Genomic DNA, 20,389 nt, shown 5'->3' on the forward strand with positions numbered 1-20,389 from the left:
CTTAGTTTCGATATTCCTGCTGGCAAGGCCACGTGCTTATGACTATCTGGTCGGCATGAACGATCTTTCTTCCGTGCCGTCCCCCGAAGAAACGCCCCAGCGTCAGCGCAAGCCAGACTGGATCCGGGTGAAAGCGCCCACCAGCAAAGGGTATGGCGAGACGCGTCAGTTGATGCGCGATCTCAAGCTCAATACCGTCTGCGAAGAAGCCGCATGCCCCAACATTGGAGAGTGTTGGACGAAGAAGCACGCCACGGTCATGATCCTTGGCGATACGTGCACGCGCGCCTGCGCATTTTGCAACGTGAAAACAGGAATGCCGGGCCGGGTCGATCCGGCGGAGCCAGCGAACGTGGCGGAACTCGCCCTCAAAACAGGGTTGGAGCACATCGTCATCACATCCGTAGATCGGGATGATTTGCCCGATGGCGGCGCCTCTCAGTTCGTCCGGGTGATCGAAGAAATTCGCAAGGCAACGCCCAGCACGACGATCGAGATATTGACCCCCGACTTCCGCAACAAGATGCAGCGCGCCGTCGAAGCCATCGTGGCGGCACGGCCGGACGTTTATAACCATAACCTCGAGACCGTACCCCGGCTCTACCCGACGATCCGGCCCGGAGCGCGTTATTACGCGTCTCTTCGCTTGCTTGAGGAAGTGAAGCGGCATGATCCTTCGATCTTCACCAAGTCCGGCGTCATGCTAGGCTTGGGAGAGGAGCGACTGGAAGTTCACCAGGTGATGGATGACATGCGCTGCGCGGACATCGATTTTCTTACGATGGGCCAGTATCTTCGCCCGACGCCTAAGCATGCCGAGGTCAAGGAGTTCGTCACTCCACAAGCTTTCAAAGCTTATGGCGCGATCGCAAGGGCCAAGGGCTTCCTCCAAGTTGCGGCTTCGCCCCTGACGCGTTCCAGTTATCACGCCGGCGACGATTTCGTGCAGATGCGCGCCGCTCGTGAAGCGAAGCTGGCCAAGGCCACCATGCCGGCCACAACCAAGGCCTGATCCAATGCCCGGAATTCACGAAACACGGCGCATGCCTTACAGCGCCGAGCAGATGTTCGACCTCGTTGCAGACGTGGGCCGCTACCAGGAGTTTCTGCCATGGGTCGTCGCGACTAGGGTGAAGTCGGATGATGGATCAGAAATGATCGTCGACATGCTGGTTGGTTTCAAAGCGCTTCGAGAGAAATTCACCTCTCGAGTCGAGAAGGAACGCCCGCGTGAACTTCGCGTGCACTATGTCGATGGTCCGATGCGCGATCTCGACAACCGTTGGACGTTTCACCCTGTTGGCGAACAGGCATGCGATGTCGAATTTGACGTGCAGTTTACCTTCCGCAACGCCCTGTTTGAAAAGCTTGCAGGCCAGTACTTCGACAAGGCATTTCGCAAAATGGTCGCGGCGTTTGAAACCCGCGCGGCGGAATTGTACGGCGTCCCTCAGGAAGGCTGACCGCTGTTTGGCATTCAGGGCAGGAGCAATTCCAGCGCAACAATAGCTGCCTGATGACGAATGGCCGCGCGGGTACCGCCTTCGATCAGCTTCTGCTCAGCGTGTACATTATCATCATTGCGATGGGCGCAAGCGAATACCACCGTGCCCACCGGCTTCATTTCGCTGCCACCCTCGGGCCCAGCAATACCGCTGATTGCCACGGCGACATCCGCGCGGCTTTTCCGGATTGCACCCTGCGCCATTGCCCATGCAGTCGCGGGGGAAACCGCGCCGAAGGAATCGATAATGTCAGCGTGTACGCCCAGCATCTCCATCTTGGCTTCGTTGGAATACGTCACGAAACCGCGATCGAGCACCGCCGAGGATCCCGGTATCTCGGTTAATGCCGCGCATACGAGACCGCCCGTGCAGCTTTCGGCCAAAGCGACGGTGCGACCAATGGCCCTGTTCTCGTCGATGACGCGTAGGGCGAGGCCAACCAGATCACTTGGGAAAAAAGGGTTTTCGGCCATCACGGTCCTTGCCGAATTCAGTTCTGACACAGCTTGATTTTGCCAAGCTTCTGATCTGTCGTGCTCGCTACGTCGAGCGATAGGGCGATAAGGCCCGCAGTGTTTTCGGGCGGAAGTGGAGAAAGCAGATCGATCGCCAAATCCAGCTTTGAGCATGAGCCCACGGCTATGCGTTGCGATACAAAGCCCTCTACAAAAACGTCGGCAAGCTGCCGGATCGTCTCGTCTGGCATTCCCGCCATCATTCTCGCGGAATCACCGCCATCTGCGCCTAATGCCTTTAAAAATGCGGGGCGGGCTTGTGGCCAATATCGTTCTTTCTGTCCGGCATAGCGCGCGGCGAGTTGCGAACCTTGTCGGCGAAGGAACGAGTCGGCCGGCAGCGATGGCGCGCAACGCTTGGCAGTACCGTTGATTGCTTGAGGCAGCGAATAAGCGACAAGAGCCGTAGCTTCCTTACGCGTCAGGCACGTAGGAGTAGCGGCAACAGCCAGACCAGGCACCATTCCCAGCATCAAGATGGCAGTCTTCCCTATAGCTCTCACGGGCAACTCCTTTCCATGTCTGCGATCATGATCGCATCAAGCTGACCACAGCTTGGGCGGCGATCCCTTCTCGACGACCAGTGAAGCCGAGCTTTTCCGTGGTCGTGGCCTTCACGCTGATGGCTGCGTTGTCAACGCCGAGTATCTCTGCGAGGCGGACACGCATGGCTTCACGATGTGGTCCGATTTTCGGCGCTTCGCATATGATAGTGATATCGGCATTGCCAAGGCTGTATCCGGCGTTGGCAACCACACCGGCGGCGTGAGCAAGGAAGCGATCTGATGCAGCACCCTTCCACTGGGGGTCGCTGGGCGGAAAGTGTCGGCCGATGTCCCCCGCACCGACCGCACCCAGCATGGCGTCGACCAACGCATGAATGGCGACATCCGCGTCGCTATGTCCGGAAAGACCATGGGTGTGATCTATGCGAACTCCACAGAGCCACAACTCTTCACCTTCTTCCAGTGCATGAACATCGTAGCCAGTGCCGACCCGTACCGGGGGAAAGGTGGGCTCGAAGTCCGCAGCATACGTAAGCTTGTGCAAGATCTCGTCCCCGTCCACGATGCCAACCTCCATGCCCCAAGCCTGTGCCACCTGTGCATCGTCTCCGGCGTTGGTGTCGCCTTCCCACGACCGATGGGCAGAGAGGATGGCATCGAACCGGAACGCCTGTGGTGTCTGCACCCGGCGCAGATGTTCCCTCGTAGCAGGCGCGCCCATACGTCGGCCGGGTAAAACGTGTATCAGACTGTCGACCACAGGCAGAACGGGTATCACCCCGTCGCGATCCGTCAGAGCTGCAAAGAGCCGATCAATCACTGGGGGAGGCAATACGGGACGGGCAGCGTCATGGATCAGTACCCAGTCAGGCGCTGCGCCCAGTAATACCTCAAGGCCGAACCTGACCGATTCTTGTCGGGTGGTCCCACCGGATGTGAACTGGACCCCGGGGATACCAGCGAGCGCATCGCGAGCGATCGAGTCGGCATTTTCAGGGATGACCACGATAATGGGATGGCAGCCGGCGGCTGCCAGTGCTTCGACCGAATGTCGCACGACCGGCTTCCCGCGCCAGCTCGCAAACTGCTTAGGAAGCGGTTGCCCCGCACGAAGTCCTTTGCCTGCGGCAACGACTATCGCCCCTACCCGCCGGTCGTGATCGAGCGCGCCGATAGCATTCACGACACGCAATTCCGCCGGGTCTGAAACATTTTGCGACATTGTTTTGGCCGGTAATCGCTTGCTCGAGCAAGGGCAATCCATTATGCGCTGCCTGTTTTTTAGGCAGTAACATTGATCCCATGAACCAGATGTCTCATCCCCAGGCTTCACCGCCGCCACTTAAGCCAATCCAGGTGGGGCCGGTGGCTATCGATTGCCCTGTCGTGCTCGCACCGATGACTGGCGTATCGGATCTGCCGTTCCGCAAGATGGTTCGCGGGTTCGGGTCAGGTCTCAACGTAACGGAAATGATCGCCAGTCCGGCGGCAATCCGTGAAACACGCGTATCGCTGCAAAAGGCGATGTGGGACCACATCGAAGATCCGGTATCCATGCAACTAGTTGGGTGTGAGCCGGAGCAAATGGCTGAAGCCGCCAGACTGGTCGAAGATCGAGGCGCCGCGATAATAGACATCAATATGGGCTGTCCGGTGCGCAAGGTCGTCAACGGCGATGCGGGATCGGCGCTGATGCGTCAAGTTCCACTCGCAACCAGGTTGATAGAAGCAACGGTGAAGGCGGTCAAAGTACCGGTGACCGTGAAAATGCGCATGGGATGGTGTCACGATAGCCTCAACGCGCCCGAGCTGGCCCGGATCGCTCAAGACCTTGGAGCTCAGATGATCACGGTCCACGGTCGTACGCGTAATCAGATGTACAAGGGCGAAGCGGATTGGGGTTTTGTCCGCCGCGTGAAAGATGCTGTGCAGATCCCGGTGGTTGTAAATGGTGACATCTGCACGATCGCGGATGCCGCTTGTGCGCTCGAGCAATCGGGCGCCGATGGTTTGATGGTCGGACGAGGTTCATACGGGCGACCATGGTTTCTCTCGCAAGTCATGCAATGGTGGAGGGGCGAACCCGTGGCCGCCGATCCGACTGTGGGCGAGCAATACGAAATCATCCGTACGCACTACCAAGACATGCTGGATCACTACGGTAGCGACACCGGCGTGAAGATGGCTCGCAAGCATCTTGGTTGGTACATTAAAGGTGTGAAGGGCGCTGCCGAATTTCGGAACAAGGTGAACTTCATTTCCGATCCGTACGAAGTCCTGCGGGAACTGGCGGAATTCTACGCCCCTTATCGTGATGGCGGAGACCCCAGCAGGCATCTTCAAGCCGCATGATCCACATCGCCGGCATCGCCAATCCCGAAGCGCAGCGTCTGCTGGCGAGCCTTCCACAGGCGGTGCTTCTTCTGCAACCTGGGCTGAAGATCACCACACTCAACCCTGCTGCAGAGCAATTCCTGGGGCAATCTGCTCGTCGACTTGAAGGCGTAGCGCTAACGGACATCCTATCATTTTCGGATCGTCGATTGCTTGACCGGCTTGCCGACTTCGAAACGCCCGTTTCGGCTCGCGAAGTGATCATCCATCTGAAAGGTAAAGGCGCCCGCAGGATCGACATCAATGTCGCTCCGGTGGCGGACACACCCGGGTGGCAGGTGATGACCATCCACGACAACAGCGCTGCAGATGCCTTGGGCGATGACTCCGGCGGAGCCGACAACGCGGTCCTACGCGGACCAGAGATCATCGCTCACGAAATTAAAAACCCGCTTGCGGGCATCCGTGGTGCGGCGCAACTGCTTGCCCGCCGCGTGGACGACAAGGACCGAGCGTTGACCGATCTCATAACAGGTGAGGTCGACCGGATTGCCGCCCTGATCGAACGGATGCAAAAACTCAGCGGGCGGACGACACCACCGGTCGAGCCATGCAATCTTCACGAAGCGGCGCGCAGGGCGATCGATGTTCTAGATGCCGCGAATGTAGAGGGTACCCGGCGGTTCCGACTGATCGAGGAATTCGATCCATCCCTACCATCCGTTCTAGGCAGTCCGGATGGCTTGGTGCAGGTAATGATCAATCTGCTATCAAATGCTGCCGAAGCATGCCTGGGCGCTCCCGAGCCGCGCATTATCATCCGCACGCGTTTTGCCAGTGGACTTCAATTACAGATGGACCATTCCTCAGCACCGCTACGTTTACCGGTCGAACTGCGAGTAAGCGACAATGGTCTCGGCGTGGATCCCGCGATGCGCGACCATATTTTCGAACCATTTGTGACGACCAAAAAATCCGGGCAGGGTCTCGGTTTGCCGCTTGTACGAAAACTGGTTCGCGACATGAACGGTCGGATCACGCATGAACGTGACGATGATACCGGCCTGACGCATTTCAGAATTCACCTGCCCCTCGCTCCGCAGCCTCGTAACCGCACCAAGAGGGTTTCGGCATGACCGACATACTTCTGCTCGAGGATGACCTATCCATCGCCATCGTCATCACGGCGGCATTGCAAGATGAAGGCATGAAGGTCGTCCATTGTCAGACCATCGCGGAACGTGACCGCCAACTCGAACAGCGAAGTTTCGCGGCGCTGGTGACCGATGTCATGCTTCCGGATGGTGACGGCATTGAAACGATCGAGCGAGTGCGCGCCATGCGCCCGAACATGCCGATCGTCATCCTGTCCGCTCAGAACACTCTTGATACCGCCGTCCGGGCGAACGACACTGGCGCATTTGAATATTTTCCCAAACCCTTCGATATCGACGAGTTGGCCAGGACCGTGCGCCAGGCGACGGGTTCCTCGCGTAGTCAGATGGATGCCACCGGCGAAGGCCTCGTCGCTGATGGGTTGCCATTGGTAGGTCGAAGTGCGCCAATGCAAGCGGTCTTTCGGATGATAACGCGGGTCCTTCGCAATGATCTAACGGTTCTGATCCTTGGTGAATCAGGCACCGGGAAGGAATTGGTAGCCGAAGCCATCCATCAGTTGGGAAATCGCCAGCAAGGCCCCTTCATCGCCGTTAATACGGCAGCGATACCTGCCGAGCTCATCGAAAGCGAACTATTTGGTCACGAAAAGGGCGCCTTCACTGGTGCGTTTTCACGGCATGTCGGAAAGTTCGAACAGGCGGCAGGCGGAACCCTGTTTCTCGATGAAATTGGCGACATGCCGATGCAGGCGCAAACCCGCCTGCTGAGGGCGCTGCAATCTGGCACCGTCCGCCGCGTAGGCGGGCGCGAGGAAATTCGCCTCGACACGCGCATCGTTGCCGCGACCAATAAAGACCTCGTACCGGAGATCGCAGCAGGGCGCTTCCGCGAGGATCTGTATTACAGACTAAACGTGGTGCCTATCCATATGCCACCCCTGCGAGACCGCAGCGATGACATCGATGCATTGGCCATTCACTTTCTGAATCTTGCCGCCAGCGAAGGCTTACCGCGTCGACAACTTACGGCAGATGCTGCGGAACTGCTACGTCAGCAGTCTTGGCGCGGAAACGTGCGCGAACTCAAGAATTTCGTTTATCGCCTTGCATTACTCGCCCGCGAGGATCTTATCGATGCGGATACGATCCAGCCCCTGCTTATTCCCGAACCGCAACTGAGTAATCAGACGAACAGCAGCACGGCGCACATTGCCGAACTTTCGTCCGACATCGCGCAGGCCGTTGCGCGCTGGCTTACGACGGTCCGCCCGGCCAGTGGAACAATCTATGACAGCGCCATGCTCGCGTTTGAGAGACCACTGTTTTCTGAAATTCTTCGCGAAACGGCCGGCAATCAGTTGCGGGCAGCGCAAGCGCTCGGCATCAATCGAAACACATTGCGCAAACGTTTGAGCGAGTTGGCGCTAGACCCCGAAGAATTCACTCGTCGGGCATGATGGCAGGTTGGTGGATTACCTCTTGCAGCAAAGCCACAGTGCTGTTGTAACGCTGCAACGATGACCGATCAGCTCCACACCGAGCGCCCACAGAAGCGCGCATGGCCCCGATGGTGGCGCAGGATGCAGGTTGGCGCCCGGCGTGCGAACTTTTTCGCGGTCATCGAGGCACTTTCTGGATTCGCTTTCCTGTTGATGACTGCAGCCACATGGCTGGCCCTCAACGACGGAAGTGATCGACGCGAACTGCTCCCCTCCAATCTTACCGCGAGCTTGCTGATCGGCACCTTGGTGCCTGCCATGGCCATCCTTGTACTGCTTGGCCGCCGCATGGCGTTGCGCCGCGCAGCCGACAGCATTGGCGGCACAGGACGCATGCATGTGCGACTGGTGTTCATCTTCTCGCTTATCGCTGCGGTCCCAACCCTTTTGGTCGTAGTGTTCGCGTCGTGGCTGTTCCAATCCGGCGTTGAGTTCTGGTTTTCCGACAGTTCCCGCGGGTTGCTGGAAAACGCCAACAAGCTGGCACGGGGCTACTACGAGCAAACCCTACGGGACGTCGGCTATGAATCGGTGGCAATGGCGCAGAACTCGGGAGAGGCATTGGCTCAATATCCAGTCGCTAGTCGCGATTTCCAAGCATTCCTCTCTTATCAGGTAGTACGCCGGAATTTGAGCGTCGCAGCCATTATCCAGATCGACGGGCAGGGTAATCAACGCACGCCCATCATCGTCGATCCGGATGGCAAATCCGAGAACAATCGCATTAGCCAAGATGTACTTGGCCGTCTGGATAAGGGGGAGCCGTACGTCGCGACAGCCAAGGACAACCGCATCGTCGCGGCAGCGCCGATCGACCGTTCCTCGGGCGTTTACCTCCTGGTGGTTCGCAGTTCTGACCTGCTGACACTTGGCCAAGGGGAACGGGCGGAGAACATCGTTCAGGCATACGAAGTGCTGACCAGTCGTGCACGCGTATTGCAATTGCGGTTCAACGTGGCTTTGTTCGTAGCGTCGCTAGCGCTTGTGGGCTTGGCGGTATGGTTTGCGCTTAGGTTTGCTGACCGACAGGTTGCACCAATCTATGAACTCGTTGACGCGGCGCGAAGGGTGGGCGCTGGCAATTATGCCTTACGAATCGAGGGGCGCACTGGAGCCGATGAGATCGGATTGCTAAACCGTGCTTTCAATCGCATGACGGGCCAAATCGAAAAGCAGACCCAGGCTTTGCTGGGGGCGAACAGGCAGCTTCACGAACGCCGTCTGTTTATTGAAGCCGTACTGGAATCAGTGACATCAGGGATCGTGTCACTGGATGACAAGGGCCGTATTCTGCTGATGAACAGCACCGCCCAGAAATTGCTGACAGACCGGAGTGGTGAAGTGCCTGAGGGCATCACGATCGCAGAATTGGCGCCTTCTATCGCGGCCCTCGTTGAACAGGGATCTTCCGATGGCATCGTTCAATACAATCGCGGCGGCGATTTGCTAACACTAGCCGTTAAAACCAGTCGGGACGCAACGGGGCATGTCATCACGTTTGAAGACATCACGCGCCAGTTGCTGGACCAGCGAACCGCAGCTTGGTCGGACGTGGCACGCCGTATCGCCCACGAAATCAAGAACCCGCTCACTCCTATCCAGCTTGCCACCGAACGCTTAAGCCGGCGCTATAGGAAACAGATCACCGATAACCCAGAATTGTTCGAAGATTTGACTCGTACTATCATCCGTCAGGTAGGCGACCTTCGCAAAATGGTGGATGAGTTCTCGTCGTTCGCTCGGCTGCCGAAGCCTGTATTCCGATCAGAAGACCCGGTGGCCCTGACCCGCCAAGCCCTATTCCTGCAGGAAGTCGCCCGCCCCGACATAACATTCAAGTTCTCTGCAGATCGCGACATCCCCGGCATCGATTGCGACCGCCACCAGTTCGGTCAAGCGATGACAAACGTCTTGAAGAATGCGGTTGAAGCTATCGAGGCTAGAATCAAGGATGCCGGAGAGGATTATCGAGGCACTATCACGGTGGAAGTGGCTGACGATGACCTTTCGATCGCAATCCGCGTCACCGATAACGGCATAGGGTTGTCGCAGGATCGCGAACGCATCATCGAACCGTATGTGACGACACGTGAAAAAGGCACCGGCCTTGGTCTAGCCATCGTCAACAAGATCATCGAGGAGCACGGCGGCGAGATGACTTTCACTGCCGCTTCAGGAGGCGGCACGACCGTGATGATGCGCTTCGCGCACGACCCTGTGGCGCTTGAGCAGGGCCGCAGCAAGGCAGAGGCGACGCCATGAGTTCCCAGACTTCGCTAATCCCAGTTTCGCTTTCCAGTTTTCCCAAGACGAAGAAGAATAGCTCATGGCACTAGAAATCCTGATCGTCGATGACGAGCGCGACATCCGCGAACTGGTAGCCGGCGTGTTAAGCGATGAAGGTTATGAATGCCGCACCGCCGGCGATAGCGAGGCCGCAATTGCAGCCGTCGACACGCGGCGCCCGTCACTGGTCCTCCTCGACGTTTGGCTCCACGGTAGTCCAATGGATGGCCTTGAAGTACTTGACGCCATAAAGGCGCGCGAGCCCGAATTACCGGTCATAATCTTCTCGGGCCATGGGAATATCGACACGGCAGTGGCAGCAATCAGCCGGGGGGCAGTCGATTTCATCGAGAAGCCTTTCGAAGCTGAAAAGCTATTGCATCTGGTCGGTCGCGCTACCGAAACTGAGCGCCTACGACGCGAAAATGCACAGTTGAAGCAGGGGCAGGGCTTTGCCGGTGGGGAGGAGTTCACTGGCTCCAGCGGTGCGATCAATCAAGTCCGTGCTACCCTGAAACGCATCGCCAATACTGGCAGCCGACTCCTGATTACCGGCCCGGCAGGATCGGGAAAAGAAGTAGCTGCGCGTTTGTTGCATGCATGGAGCCCTCGTGCCGACAACGCATTTGTCAGCGTCAATTCCGCCCGCATTACGCCGGAGCGGTTCGAGCAGGAGTTGTTCGGCGAAGAAGCGGACGGGGCGTTGATCCGACCTGGACTGCTCGAAACGGCTGACAGCGGCACGCTGTATTTCGATGAGGTGGCAGACATGCCGCTGTCAACCCAAGCTCGCATTCTAAGGGTGCTTACCGATCAGGCGTTCGTGCGGGTGGGGGGCACCAGGCAGATACGCGTTGACGTTCGCGTCGTGTCATCAACGTCCCGCGATCTCGAAAAGGAAATTGCAGAACGCCGCTTCCGCGAAGATCTGTTCTACCGTTTGAACGTCGTGCCGGTCTCGATTCCGGCGCTGCGCGAACGGCGAGATGACATCCCAGCTCTCGTCGACCATTTTTTCGCCCGCTACGCTAGCGAGCAGGGTGTAATGCCGCCCCAAATCACGGGCGAGGCGATGACAGCGTTGCAAGCGTATGAGTGGCCCGGAAATGTGCGCCAGCTTCGCAATGTGGTGGAACGAACGGTCATTATGGCCCCACGTGAAAAACTTGATCGCATCGAAGCGGACATGCTCCCCCCCGAGATATTCAACAGTCGGGGAGGGGGGGATTCGGGAGCGCCTGTAATGATGAGCGCGCCTTTGCGAGAAGCGCGTGAAAGCTTTGAGCGCGAATATCTGCGCGTTCAGATCCGCAGGTTTTCCGGCAACATTTCAAAAACGGCGGCGTTCATTGGAATGGAACGATCAGCGCTACACCGCAAACTCAAGCTGCTCGGCATGTCGGAAAGGCGCGAAGACGATCCTGACGTCGAAGAAACGACTTGAATCAACTCGGATTGCAAAATTTGCACCTATCTGGTCGAAGTTGTAATAGTCGAGCTACAAAATGGTCGTTTACTGCACTGCAGCAAACCAGTAGCTTGATATAGATAACGGTGCGGAACCTGCCGCCCAGATTGCGGACCGCGAAGCGGCTGCCAAAAAAAAAGGAGACCACAATGGCTGGAAGAACGTTGACGGCTCGCGGAAAGAGTTCTGTAGCAGCGAATGCACCTGACGAAGGCGACGTGCCCTCCGCCGTTCCCGCGGTAGAGTCAAAAGGGCTATCGGCAGGCAAAGGTCAAAACCTTCAGGACCAGTTCCTCAATCTCCTCCGCAAAAACAAGACACCCGTAACAATGTTTCTTGTGAAGGGCGTGAAGCTACAGGGCATTGTTACTTGGTTCGACAATTTTTCGATCCTGTTGCGCCGCGATGGTCAATCCCAACTGGTATACAAGCACGCGATTTCAACGATCATGCCGTCCACCCCTGTGGATGCGCGTCAGTTCGTCATCGGTGTGGATAGCGCCAAGAAACAGCGCGTGTTGCAGGACGTGTTTCTTTCAAGCATCCGCAACGCTGGTGTGCAGGTCACTATGTTCCTGATCAATGGCGTCATGCTCCAAGGGCGAGTAGCTGCGTATGACCTCTTTTGCATGTTATTGGAACGCGAAGGCTATGTGCAATTGGCCTACAAACACGCGGTATCTACGATTCAGCCCGTGACTCCAGTAGACCTTCAGGCGCATGAAGAGGCAGAAGATTGACTTCTGACCCCAGAATTGAAGCTGAACCGATTTGACAGATGAATTACAGGGTGAGGTCACGCGCGGCGCGCGTGCCCTCGTCGTTTACCCACAAATGCGTGGCCGCTCCGATCTCGATCCGGAAGCGAGGCTCCTTGAGGCTAAGGGCTTGGCGCTTGCGATCGGTCTCGAAGTAGTGGAGGCCATGGCCATCGTCATTCGGGACGCTCGACCGGGCACGCTTTTTGGCGAAGGCCAAATCCAGAATATTGCTACAACATGCCAACTGAATGAAGCAGAATTAGTCATCGTAGATGGGTCGCTTTCTGCAGTCCAGCAACGGAACCTGGAAGAAAAGCTGAAGCGGAAAGTCATCGACCGAACTGGCTTGATCCTCGAAATCTTCGGTGAGCGCGCGGCGACGGCCGAAGGTCGTTTGCAGGTAGAACTCGCGCACCTGGACTATCAAGCAGGCCGCCTGGTTCGAAGTTGGACTCACCTCGAACGCCAACGGGGCGGTTTTGGGTTCCTTGGCGGTCCTGGTGAAACACAGATCGAAGCCGATCGACGGATGATCCGCGACCGTATGGCCAAGATCCGGCGAGAGCTCGAGCAAGTACGTCGCACACGCGGCCTTCATCGCGATCGTCGTGAAAAAGCGCCTTGGCCAGTGGTCGCCCTTGTTGGCTACACCAATGCGGGCAAATCTACTCTGTTCAACCGGCTTACCGGCGCACAGGTAATGGCAGAGGATTTGCTATTTGCGACCCTCGACCCAACAATGCGGGCGGTTCGATTACCTGGAATGGAAAAGGCGATCCTTTCAGATACGGTGGGCTTTATATCGGATCTGCCTACCCAACTCGTCGCGGCCTTTCGCGCGACATTGGAGGAGGTCACCGCGGCGGATGTCATTGTCCATGTCAGGGACATTGCAAATCCAGACACTGACGCCCAGAAAAAGCAAGTGCTTGATGTACTTGCTGATCTGGGAATCCTGCAAACGTCGACCGAAGAAAGCGCTGCCAAAAAGACGCAGGAGGACAAGCTTCTGTCATGGGAACGTAACGACGAAACTAATGATCTGGATCGGGAAATCCCAATTATCGAAGTCTGGAACAAATGGGATCTTCTAGATGCACAGCAGGCGGAGTTGCTAGCCCGAGCAGCCGCGCATCGCGATGGTGAAACGATCGTACCCTTGTCGGCTTTATCGGGCGAAGGATGCAACGATCTATTGTCCGCCGCCAGCCAGATGCTGACTGCCGATTCGAAAATCTACAGCTTTTTGATTTCAGCCGGCGATGGCCAAAGGCTCGCTTTCCTTCATGCACGCGGAGAAATGGTTTCCGAGGAAGGAGCCGGGGAGGGGGCGGACGGCCCGCAACTTAGAATCAAAGTCCGGCTTTCCGATCGCGAACTTGGCCGATTTAGCGCACTCTAACCAAAGCATCTTTAACTATCGCCTCTCTTCTCAACGCGTTTGACGGCCTGCCACCACGCTTCTTGCTCATCTAACGACAGGGCGGCAAAGTCTTCGCCCGCATGTTCGGCAAGCATCTCCATGCTGCGAAATCGGCGCTCAAATTTGGCATTCGCGGCGCGCAGTGCGTCCTCCGGAGCGATGCCATAAAGCCGAACCAGATTGGCAGCGGCAAACAGCAGATCTCCGGCTTCCTCGACCTTATCAGCCTTACTGGCCTGTTCTAGTTCGATCATTTCTTCATGCACTTTATCGGCCGCGCCACGGGGACTCGGCCAATCGAAGCCAACCCGGGCGGCTCGCTTCTGCAATTTCTCAGATCGCATTAGCGCCGGCATGGCTATCGCCACCCCATCCACTGCACTGGTGGCGCCTTTCGCTGAACGCTCCTGCGCCTTCAAGGATTCCCACTGATCTGCGAGCGGAGTAGCAGACCCATTGCTTCCAAAAATATGAGGGTGGCGAGCTTCCATCTTCGTAGAGATTGCCGCAGCCACGTCCGAAAAATTAAAGTGGCCCAGTTCCTCAGCTATCCGTGCATGGAAGACGACCTGCAACAGCAGATCTCCCAGTTCGTCACATAACGACCCCATATCGTCTTGCGCGATCGCTTCTGTGACTTCGTACGCTTCCTCGATTGTATAAGGAGCAATGGTGGCAAATGTCTGTTTGAGATCCCACTCACATCCGCAGACCGGGTCGCGCAAGCGAGCCATTATCTCCAAGAGGCGCTGCAACGACCCCGAACTCACGGGCGCACCGGTTCGATAATATGTATTATGTAAAGAAATAATCTCTTCACGGTCTGATATGATATCTGGACAATTGTATTATTACGACCAATCCCACGATGATCATCGCCCAAATCACAGCAAGCTTTATAAACTTGGCAGTTCGCAATGAACGAATGTTGGAATTTCGGCTGACGAGAAAAAGCCAACCAAGCAAGGTCCCGACTGAAACGATTGCCGCGATCTGGTTCAAGGCGTGATCACCAGTCCGTCATATCCTACGCATACTCCTGACGGAACCGACGCGCTGACAGTGACGTAATCCATGCTCTTATCGAGATGGGTCAAGACCGCTGCCTTGGCTCGACATGCTTCTATAAGTTCAAGTGACATCGCCATATGAGCATGGGTCGGATGTGGTTCTCGGCGCAGGCAATCCACGATAAGCACATCGCAGCCGTAGAACAGATCGACCATGTTGCGGGTAATTTCACTGAAGTCGGTGGCGTATCCAATTGATTTGCCATCAGCGTCGAACCGGAACCCGGTTGATTCAGCAGGCCCGTGCGGCATCTGAGTATGTCCGACGCGAAACCCTTCACACAACCGTACCGTGTCCAGATTATCCAATGACACTAATGTCGGGTACCCGAACTGGCCAGCGAAGACATAGCCAAACCTCTGCCGCATACGGCGTACAGTTTCCGACGCCGCAAATCCTGGTAAAGGGCCGGCACGACCGTAGCGCAGCGGTCGCAGATCGTCGATGCCATGACAATGGTCGGCATGATCGTGAGTCCAAAAAACGGCATCTAACCGATGTATGTCGTTCTCAAGAAGCTGAGCACGCAGATCTGTTGGCGTATCAACGAGGATCCGCGAACCCGCGTCGCTTTCCAGAAGAATCGCGACCCGCGTACGGCGATTACGGGGTTCGTTAGGATCGCAAAGGCCCCAGTCCGCTTTAGCGCCTTCGCCACCCAGCCGAGGAACCCCCGTGGACGTCCCGCTCCCTAGTATGGTGACTTTCACTTTGCCACCTCTGGCAAAGAGGCTTTTTGAAAGAGATTGAAGAAATTCCGAGTGGTTGTCTGCGCGAGCGTTTCAAAGTCAACGCCACGCAATTCAGCTATGAATTTGGCCGTATCCGCTGTGTAGGCAGGCTCACACTTGCGCCCCCGATGCGGAGATGGCGCCAGAAACGGCGAGTCCGTTTCAAGCAAAAGGCGATCTTCGGGAATAGTTGCCACTACGGCTTGCAGGTCTTTTGCATTTTTAAAAGTCACAATGCCCGAGATGCTGATGGTCAATCCTATTTCAAGCACTCGGTCAGCGAAATCCGCGCTTGCTGTGAAGCAGTGGATTAGCGCCGGAAAAGCCCCGTGCCTCATCTCATCTTCCAAAATCGCTGCCGTGTCTTCCTCGGCTTCGCGTGTGTGGATAATTATAGGCAAACCAGTCTGGCGCGCTACAGAGATGTGAGTGCGAAAGAGGTTCTGCTGAACAACGCGATCAGATTTGTCATAGTAGTAGTCGAGCCCGGTTTCTCCAATCGCGACGACGCGCGGATGACCCGCGGCTCTCAACAGGGTCCCCTCTCCCAGATCAGCATGCCCGTCCGCTTCGTGGGGATGAATGCCGATGGACGCCCAGACATCAGCCTCACGCTCTGCGGTGCTTACGACTTGTGACCACTCCCGTTCCCGGGTTGAAATGTTAAGAAAACCGCCGATCCCAGCCGCACGAGCACGATCGAGAACCGCCTGCTGCGCCTCGACCAGGCCTTCGTATTCGAGGTGACAGTGGGAATCGATCAGCATTAGCCAGAAGTTTCCTCGGGCATTTCAAGACGTGGAAATACGCCTACTGGCTTCTCGACAACATATCCAGAAGATGCCAACTCATCAAACCATTCGGTATTCGCCAACGCTGTGTAATCGCGCTGATCCGGCGCAACTCCCATCTGGTCGAGTAAGGAATCCATCGACGAAGGAACTACCGGCCTCACGGCGATTGCTAGATCCCGCACGACCCGAAACAAGGTCATAAGAACCGATGCCATGCGGGCAGGATCAGATTTGCGGAGCGCCCATGGCGCTTGCTCATCGACATACTGATTACACGCGAAAACCGCACGCATCCAGGCGTCGAGCCCATCACTGAAAGCAAGGTCATCAAATGAGCGACGCATTGCGTCAATGCCTTCGTGTACCGCAGTCTCAAGCGCCAGATCTGCATCCGACTTTGGCGAAGATGCCTTTATTGCACCATCCATGTTCTTGAAAATCATAGAAAGACTACGCTGAGCCAAATTGCCGAAGCTGTTCGCAAGTTCGGCATTGGCTCTAGTCACGATGGCCTCCGGCGACCACGATCCGTCTTGTCCAAAAGCTACTTCCCGCATGAGGAAATAGCGTACTGCATCTACACCGAAAGTGTCCGCCAATCCGATAGGATCGGTGACATTACCCAGCGACTTCGATTCTTTCTGACCACGGTTGAGCAGAAAGCCGTGCCCGAAAACTTGCTTGGGCAGTTCGAGGCCCGCGCTCATCAGAAATGCAGGCCAATAGACCGTGTGAAAACGAACAATATCCTTGCCGATAAGATGGAGGTCCGCCGGCCAAAATCTCGAATAATCTCCTGATTGTTCAGGGAAACCAAGACCGGTGATATAGTTGGTCAGCGCGTCAACCCAAACGTACATCACATGATTTTCTGATTCCGGTACCTTTATCCCCCAATCGAAACTGGTTCTCGAAACAGACAGATCGCGAAGGCCGCCTTCGACGAACCGGACAATCTCATTTTTCCGGCTTTCCGGCCGGATGAAATCGCTTGCCGAATAAAGATCGAGCAATCGATCCTGATACTTCGAAAGGCGGAAGAACCAGGTTTCCTCGACCGTCCATTCGACCGGCGTGCCCTGTGGGGATAGCTTTCCCCCGGCATCATCAGCGGTCAGTTCTTTCTCATCATAGTATGCTTCGTCCCGGATCGAGTACCATCCTTCGTATCGATCGAGGTAAAGATCGCCTGCCGCCTCCAAACGTTTCCATAATACCTGTGTAGCAGAATGATGCCGCAGTTCGGTGGTGCGAATGAAGACATCATATGCGACGTTCAGCTTGTCACACATATCACGGAAATGTTGAGACATTTCTGTCGCCAACGCGGAAGGGGTGACGGCAAGTTCCCGCGCCTTCTGAGCCATTTTCAGGCCATGCTCGTCCGTCCCGGTTTGAAACCGGACATCGAACCCTTCGGCCTTTTTGAACCGAGCGATTACGTCGGCCGCGATCGCTTCGTATGCATGGCCGATATGAGGCTTGCCATTCGGATAGCTGATGGCGGTAGTGATATAATAAGGCTCGCCCATGCGGCGTCGCGCTCTCTCTATAAGCAACTCAGAATAAGCGTTTGAAGGACGTTCCAATCGGGACCTTCAAAAACACTAGCGAACCGTCTCTCTAGGCATAGCTGCAGAGGCCAGCAACCCGCCAATCTCCATGATGAGCAAGCCAGCGTCGAAGTTGTAGGTCGCTGCCTGTGTTGAGAGTCGGCTCAGACCTGCATGGGCCTCGATAATTTTTGCCTGCTGATCATTCGATGCTTCCCGAATGGCTTGAACGAGAACCGAGCGGGCCAGATCCAGGGTAGCTACCTGGCGATCGCGAGTTGGTCTCGCCCCTAATTCTTCGGCAAGTAAGCCGCGCAGATGGAACTGCGGATCGCCGCTCTGCACGGTGCGCATCATCAACTCGTGTATTGGAGCAAGCTCATGCGCGACGATGTCCAGAGCGATCCCGGGCGATCCACGTGCTGCGGCAATCGCGGCGGCTCGCGCCGCCGGAGCAGCTTGCGACACATTCTGCTGTAGCACTTCATCCAGTTCATCGGCAGATAAGGACGCGAAACGAGCCATCCGGCAGCGTGAACGGATGGTAGGCAGCAGGCGGCCAGGATGGTCGGTAATCAGAAGAAAGTAAGTTCCTGCCGGCGGTTCCTCCAGAACCTTCAACAGCGCATTCACCGCACCTTTTTCTAGGTCGTCCGCAGAGTCAACAATGATGGCTCGTCTGTCACTCAGCGTAGGCTTCGTCGCGAGCCGGCGTATCATTTGCCGCACTTGCTCTACGGTTATGTTCCGTTTTGTCTGATATGGCTTACCATCTGACTTTTTCTTGGCCTCATCATCGTTTGCCGGCAGTGGATCGAGGATTGAAATGTCAGGATGGGTATCAACATCGGGCGCCGGTTCATCGACCGTTCTCAGCATTTCGCCGGCGGCGGCACGCGCGAACGCACGCTTCCCCAACCCCTTGGCACCAGCAAGCAGCCAAGCATGGTGCATTCGTTCTGAGTTGAGAGCGATCATCCACTCCTGCCACGCAGCGTGCTGCCCGAAGAAAGGAGCAGGTGACGTCATGACAGCAGGGAATCCAACGCGACCATTATCAACTTATGGGTAGTGATCGCATCACCATCGCCATCAATGCGAACGAAGCGGGCGGGGTCAGCCTCTGCAAATTGCCGGAATGCGGCTGACACTCGAGCGTGATATTCGCAATCCCGCCCGCCGATCCGGTCGCTGATGCCAGCATCCCGCACAGTTAGTCGGCCTTGGGCGATCATGGGCGAAACTTCGATGAGTATGGTCAGGTCGGGCAGTAACCCTTCGCTGCCAATGTCATGAAGCTTGATGATTTGGTCGTCGGACACGCCCCCGCCGCTGCCTTGATAGGCCCGGCTGGAATCCAGGTATCGGTCGCAGATAACCCACGCTCCTCGATCCAGGGCAGGCCGGATGAGACGGTGAACATGATCTGATCGCGCCGCGGCGAACAGAAGTGCCTCAGCACGCGGGTTCCAACTCGTTCCGCCATCTCCTTCGACACCGTTCAAAAGCATCGAACGAATGGCCTCCGCCCCAGCCGTTCCTCCCGGCTCGCGAGTTATGACCACGTCCAGACCTCGATCGCTCAGCGCATCGGCGAGCAGGCGTGCCTGAGTGGACTTGCCCGCCCCTTCTCCGCCCTCTAGCGCAATAAATCGTCCGGATGTCATGTGAACAGATTGGCCAAGCCGTTCCACAATCGGTCCATGGCCCCTGCCCGTCGCACATCGCGACCGGCGTAAAGCGGCACTCGACCGGGAGCCAGGCCAGCCACGCTGATCTCAAGTTCACCCACTTGCTGGCCTTTGTGAATCGGGGCGACGATCGGTCCTTTATAATGAACCTCTAGTTTGATTTTGGGGTTGGTTCCCTTTGGGATGGTGGCATGGACCTGCCGGTTGGCTACCATCGGAACCGACCGCGCATCGCCGCCCTGTACGCGGGCGCTGGAGATGTTCTGGCCTTGGTCGAAAAGATGGCGGGTATCCCACGCAGCAAATCCCCATTCCAACAACGCGCGCGCCGCGCTGTCGCGGAGTTTTGGAAGCGGTGATCCCGCCAGGACCATCACCAGCCTGCGTCCTCCGCGCTCGGCCGTACCGAGAAAATTGTATCCCGCTTCCCGCGTATAGCCCGTCTTGATGCCGTCCGCTCCGGGCACGACCCCGACGGTCGGGTCATGACTGCGCATAAAACTGTCGCGCCACGGCCAGCGCTTCTGGCCAGAAAACTCCCGGTACAGATCCGGGTAGCGGGTGATCATCGCATCAGCCAATTTAACCAGATCGCTGGCGGTGACGTAGGTATTGCCTTCGTCCATCCAGCCGTTCGGTGTGTTGTAATGGCTGCGTGTCATCCCAAGTCGACGTGCCGCATCATTCATCTTGGCGGTCCATCCGGCGACGCTGCCTGCGTAACCCTCCCCAAGGACGATCGATGCGTCATTGGCCGATGCGGTCATGATACCGTGCAACAGATCACGGGTTGTCGGATAGTCCTTCGTTGTCAGGTACATATTCGTACCCTTTGCGAACCATTCCCGCTCAGTCTCAGGGCGCTCGTTAAACTTCCGGTCCATGCTTAGACGGCCGGCACCGATTTCCTCGAACGCCACATACGCGGTCATTACCTTGGTGACAGAGGCAGGCAAAAACGGCGTGTCCGGATGCCGCTGCACCAGCACCTGCCCGGACCCGAGGTCGACAAGGATACTGACCGGAATTTTTGCCAATTCGGCCGGTGGCGCAGGGATCTTCGACAGAACTGCTGCGTGCGTCGAAGGTTCAACTGCTGGAGGGGCCGCCCCCGCCGCAGCCCACGGCAGGGAT

The 20,389-nt window shown here is 56.8% G+C and carries 19 protein-coding genes; 9 read left to right on the forward strand and 10 right to left on the reverse strand.

Features of this window, described 5'->3' with window-relative positions; genetic code table 11:
- Positions 1–55 precede the first annotated feature (55 nt).
- Both lipA and ACZ1JM_RS07045 read left to right on the forward strand, forming a co-directional pair.
- The gene (gene lipA / locus ACZ1JM_RS07040; protein WP_465135004.1) at positions 56–1,012 is read left to right on the forward strand and encodes a lipoyl synthase; all 957 of its coding nucleotides are present in this window, start codon (positions 56–58) and stop codon (positions 1,010–1,012) included.
- 4 nt (positions 1,013–1,016) lie between these two features.
- A complete protein-coding gene (locus ACZ1JM_RS07045) occupies positions 1,017–1,463 on the forward strand; it encodes a type II toxin-antitoxin system RatA family toxin (RefSeq protein ID WP_465134126.1) in 447 nt (148 codons plus the stop codon).
- Between the two features lie 14 nt (positions 1,464–1,477).
- Here ACZ1JM_RS07045 and ACZ1JM_RS07050 read toward each other — a convergent pair whose 3' ends face one another.
- The 3 genes from ACZ1JM_RS07050 to ACZ1JM_RS07060 all read right to left on the reverse strand — a co-directional run bounded on the left by ACZ1JM_RS07050 (position 1,478) and on the right by ACZ1JM_RS07060 (position 3,709).
- The gene (locus tag ACZ1JM_RS07050) at positions 1,478–1,978 is read right to left on the reverse strand and encodes a CinA family protein (protein ID WP_465134127.1); all 501 of its coding nucleotides are present in this window, start codon (positions 1,976–1,978) and stop codon (positions 1,478–1,480) included.
- A 17-nt stretch (positions 1,979–1,995) separates the two neighbouring features.
- Entirely contained in the window at positions 1,996–2,211 is a 216-nt protein-coding gene (locus ACZ1JM_RS07055; protein WP_465134128.1) for a hypothetical protein, read from the reverse strand.
- 337 nt (positions 2,212–2,548) lie between these two features.
- Positions 2,549–3,709: a bifunctional 2-C-methyl-D-erythritol 4-phosphate cytidylyltransferase/2-C-methyl-D-erythritol 2,4-cyclodiphosphate synthase gene (locus ACZ1JM_RS07060; RefSeq protein ID WP_465134129.1), complete on the reverse strand. Its 1,161-nt coding sequence runs from the start codon at positions 3,707–3,709 to the stop codon at positions 2,549–2,551.
- Positions 3,710–3,828: 119 nt separating this feature from the next.
- Between ACZ1JM_RS07060 and dusB the strand changes: the two genes are divergently transcribed.
- The 7 genes from dusB (at position 3,829) to hflX (ending at position 13,394) form a co-directional block, all read left to right on the forward strand.
- Positions 3,829–4,878: a tRNA dihydrouridine synthase DusB gene (gene dusB, locus ACZ1JM_RS07065; protein ID WP_465134130.1), complete on the forward strand. Its 1,050-nt coding sequence runs from the start codon at positions 3,829–3,831 to the stop codon at positions 4,876–4,878.
- The gene (locus ACZ1JM_RS07070; RefSeq protein ID WP_465134131.1) at positions 4,875–5,996 is read left to right on the forward strand and encodes a two-component system sensor histidine kinase NtrB; all 1,122 of its coding nucleotides are present in this window, start codon (positions 4,875–4,877) and stop codon (positions 5,994–5,996) included. The genes dusB and ACZ1JM_RS07070 overlap by 4 nt, the downstream gene beginning before the upstream one ends.
- Positions 5,993–7,435 (forward strand): sigma 54-interacting transcriptional regulator, encoded by a 1,443-nt coding sequence (locus tag ACZ1JM_RS07075; RefSeq protein ID WP_465134132.1) that lies wholly within the window; start codon positions 5,993–5,995, stop codon positions 7,433–7,435. Before ACZ1JM_RS07070 ends, ACZ1JM_RS07075 begins: the two co-directional genes overlap by 4 nt.
- Before the next feature lie 123 nt (positions 7,436–7,558).
- Positions 7,559–9,739 (forward strand): sensor histidine kinase, encoded by a 2,181-nt coding sequence (locus tag ACZ1JM_RS07080; protein ID WP_465135005.1) that lies wholly within the window; start codon positions 7,559–7,561, stop codon positions 9,737–9,739.
- A 64-nt stretch (positions 9,740–9,803) separates the two neighbouring features.
- A complete protein-coding gene (gene ntrX, locus ACZ1JM_RS07085; RefSeq protein ID WP_465134133.1) occupies positions 9,804–11,207 on the forward strand; it encodes a nitrogen assimilation response regulator NtrX in 1,404 nt (467 codons plus the stop codon).
- A gap of 173 nt (positions 11,208–11,380) precedes the next feature.
- Complete coding sequence (hfq, locus tag ACZ1JM_RS07090) at positions 11,381–11,971, forward strand: RNA chaperone Hfq (protein ID WP_465134134.1); 591 nt, start codon at positions 11,381–11,383, stop codon at positions 11,969–11,971.
- 31 nt (positions 11,972–12,002) lie between these two features.
- Positions 12,003–13,394 carry a GTPase HflX gene (hflX, locus tag ACZ1JM_RS07095; protein WP_465134135.1) on the forward strand — a complete coding sequence of 464 codons (1,392 nt, stop codon included), beginning with the start codon at positions 12,003–12,005 and terminating at the stop codon, positions 13,392–13,394.
- An 11-nt stretch (positions 13,395–13,405) separates the two neighbouring features.
- Here hflX and mazG read toward each other — a convergent pair whose 3' ends face one another.
- The 7 genes from mazG to ACZ1JM_RS07130 all read right to left on the reverse strand — a co-directional run bounded on the left by mazG (position 13,406) and on the right by ACZ1JM_RS07130 (position 20,292).
- Positions 13,406–14,149: a nucleoside triphosphate pyrophosphohydrolase gene (mazG, locus tag ACZ1JM_RS07100; RefSeq protein ID WP_465134136.1), complete on the reverse strand. Its 744-nt coding sequence runs from the start codon at positions 14,147–14,149 to the stop codon at positions 13,406–13,408.
- A gap of 264 nt (positions 14,150–14,413) precedes the next feature.
- Entirely contained in the window at positions 14,414–15,196 is a 783-nt protein-coding gene (locus ACZ1JM_RS07105; RefSeq protein ID WP_465134137.1) for an MBL fold metallo-hydrolase, read from the reverse strand.
- Positions 15,193–15,984: a TatD family hydrolase gene (locus ACZ1JM_RS07110; protein ID WP_465134138.1), complete on the reverse strand. Its 792-nt coding sequence runs from the start codon at positions 15,982–15,984 to the stop codon at positions 15,193–15,195. The genes ACZ1JM_RS07105 and ACZ1JM_RS07110 overlap by 4 nt, the downstream gene beginning before the upstream one ends.
- Positions 15,984–17,543 carry a methionine--tRNA ligase gene (gene metG / locus ACZ1JM_RS07115; RefSeq protein ID WP_465134139.1) on the reverse strand — a complete coding sequence of 520 codons (1,560 nt, stop codon included), beginning with the start codon at positions 17,541–17,543 and terminating at the stop codon, positions 15,984–15,986. The genes ACZ1JM_RS07110 and metG overlap by 1 nt, the downstream gene beginning before the upstream one ends.
- Positions 17,544–17,618: 75 nt before the next feature.
- A complete protein-coding gene (locus tag ACZ1JM_RS07120) occupies positions 17,619–18,593 on the reverse strand; it encodes an AAA family ATPase (RefSeq protein ID WP_465134140.1) in 975 nt (324 codons plus the stop codon).
- On the reverse strand, positions 18,590–19,231 hold the full coding sequence (tmk, locus tag ACZ1JM_RS07125; RefSeq protein WP_465134141.1) for a dTMP kinase: 642 nt from the start codon (positions 19,229–19,231) through the stop codon (positions 18,590–18,592). Before tmk ends, ACZ1JM_RS07120 begins: the two co-directional genes overlap by 4 nt.
- Positions 19,228–20,292 (reverse strand): D-alanyl-D-alanine carboxypeptidase family protein, encoded by a 1,065-nt coding sequence (locus ACZ1JM_RS07130; protein ID WP_465134142.1) that lies wholly within the window; start codon positions 20,290–20,292, stop codon positions 19,228–19,230. Before ACZ1JM_RS07130 ends, tmk begins: the two co-directional genes overlap by 4 nt.
- Between the last annotated feature and the right edge of the window lie 97 nt (positions 20,293–20,389).

The organism is Novosphingobium sp. BL-S-24 (assembly GCF_055521575.1).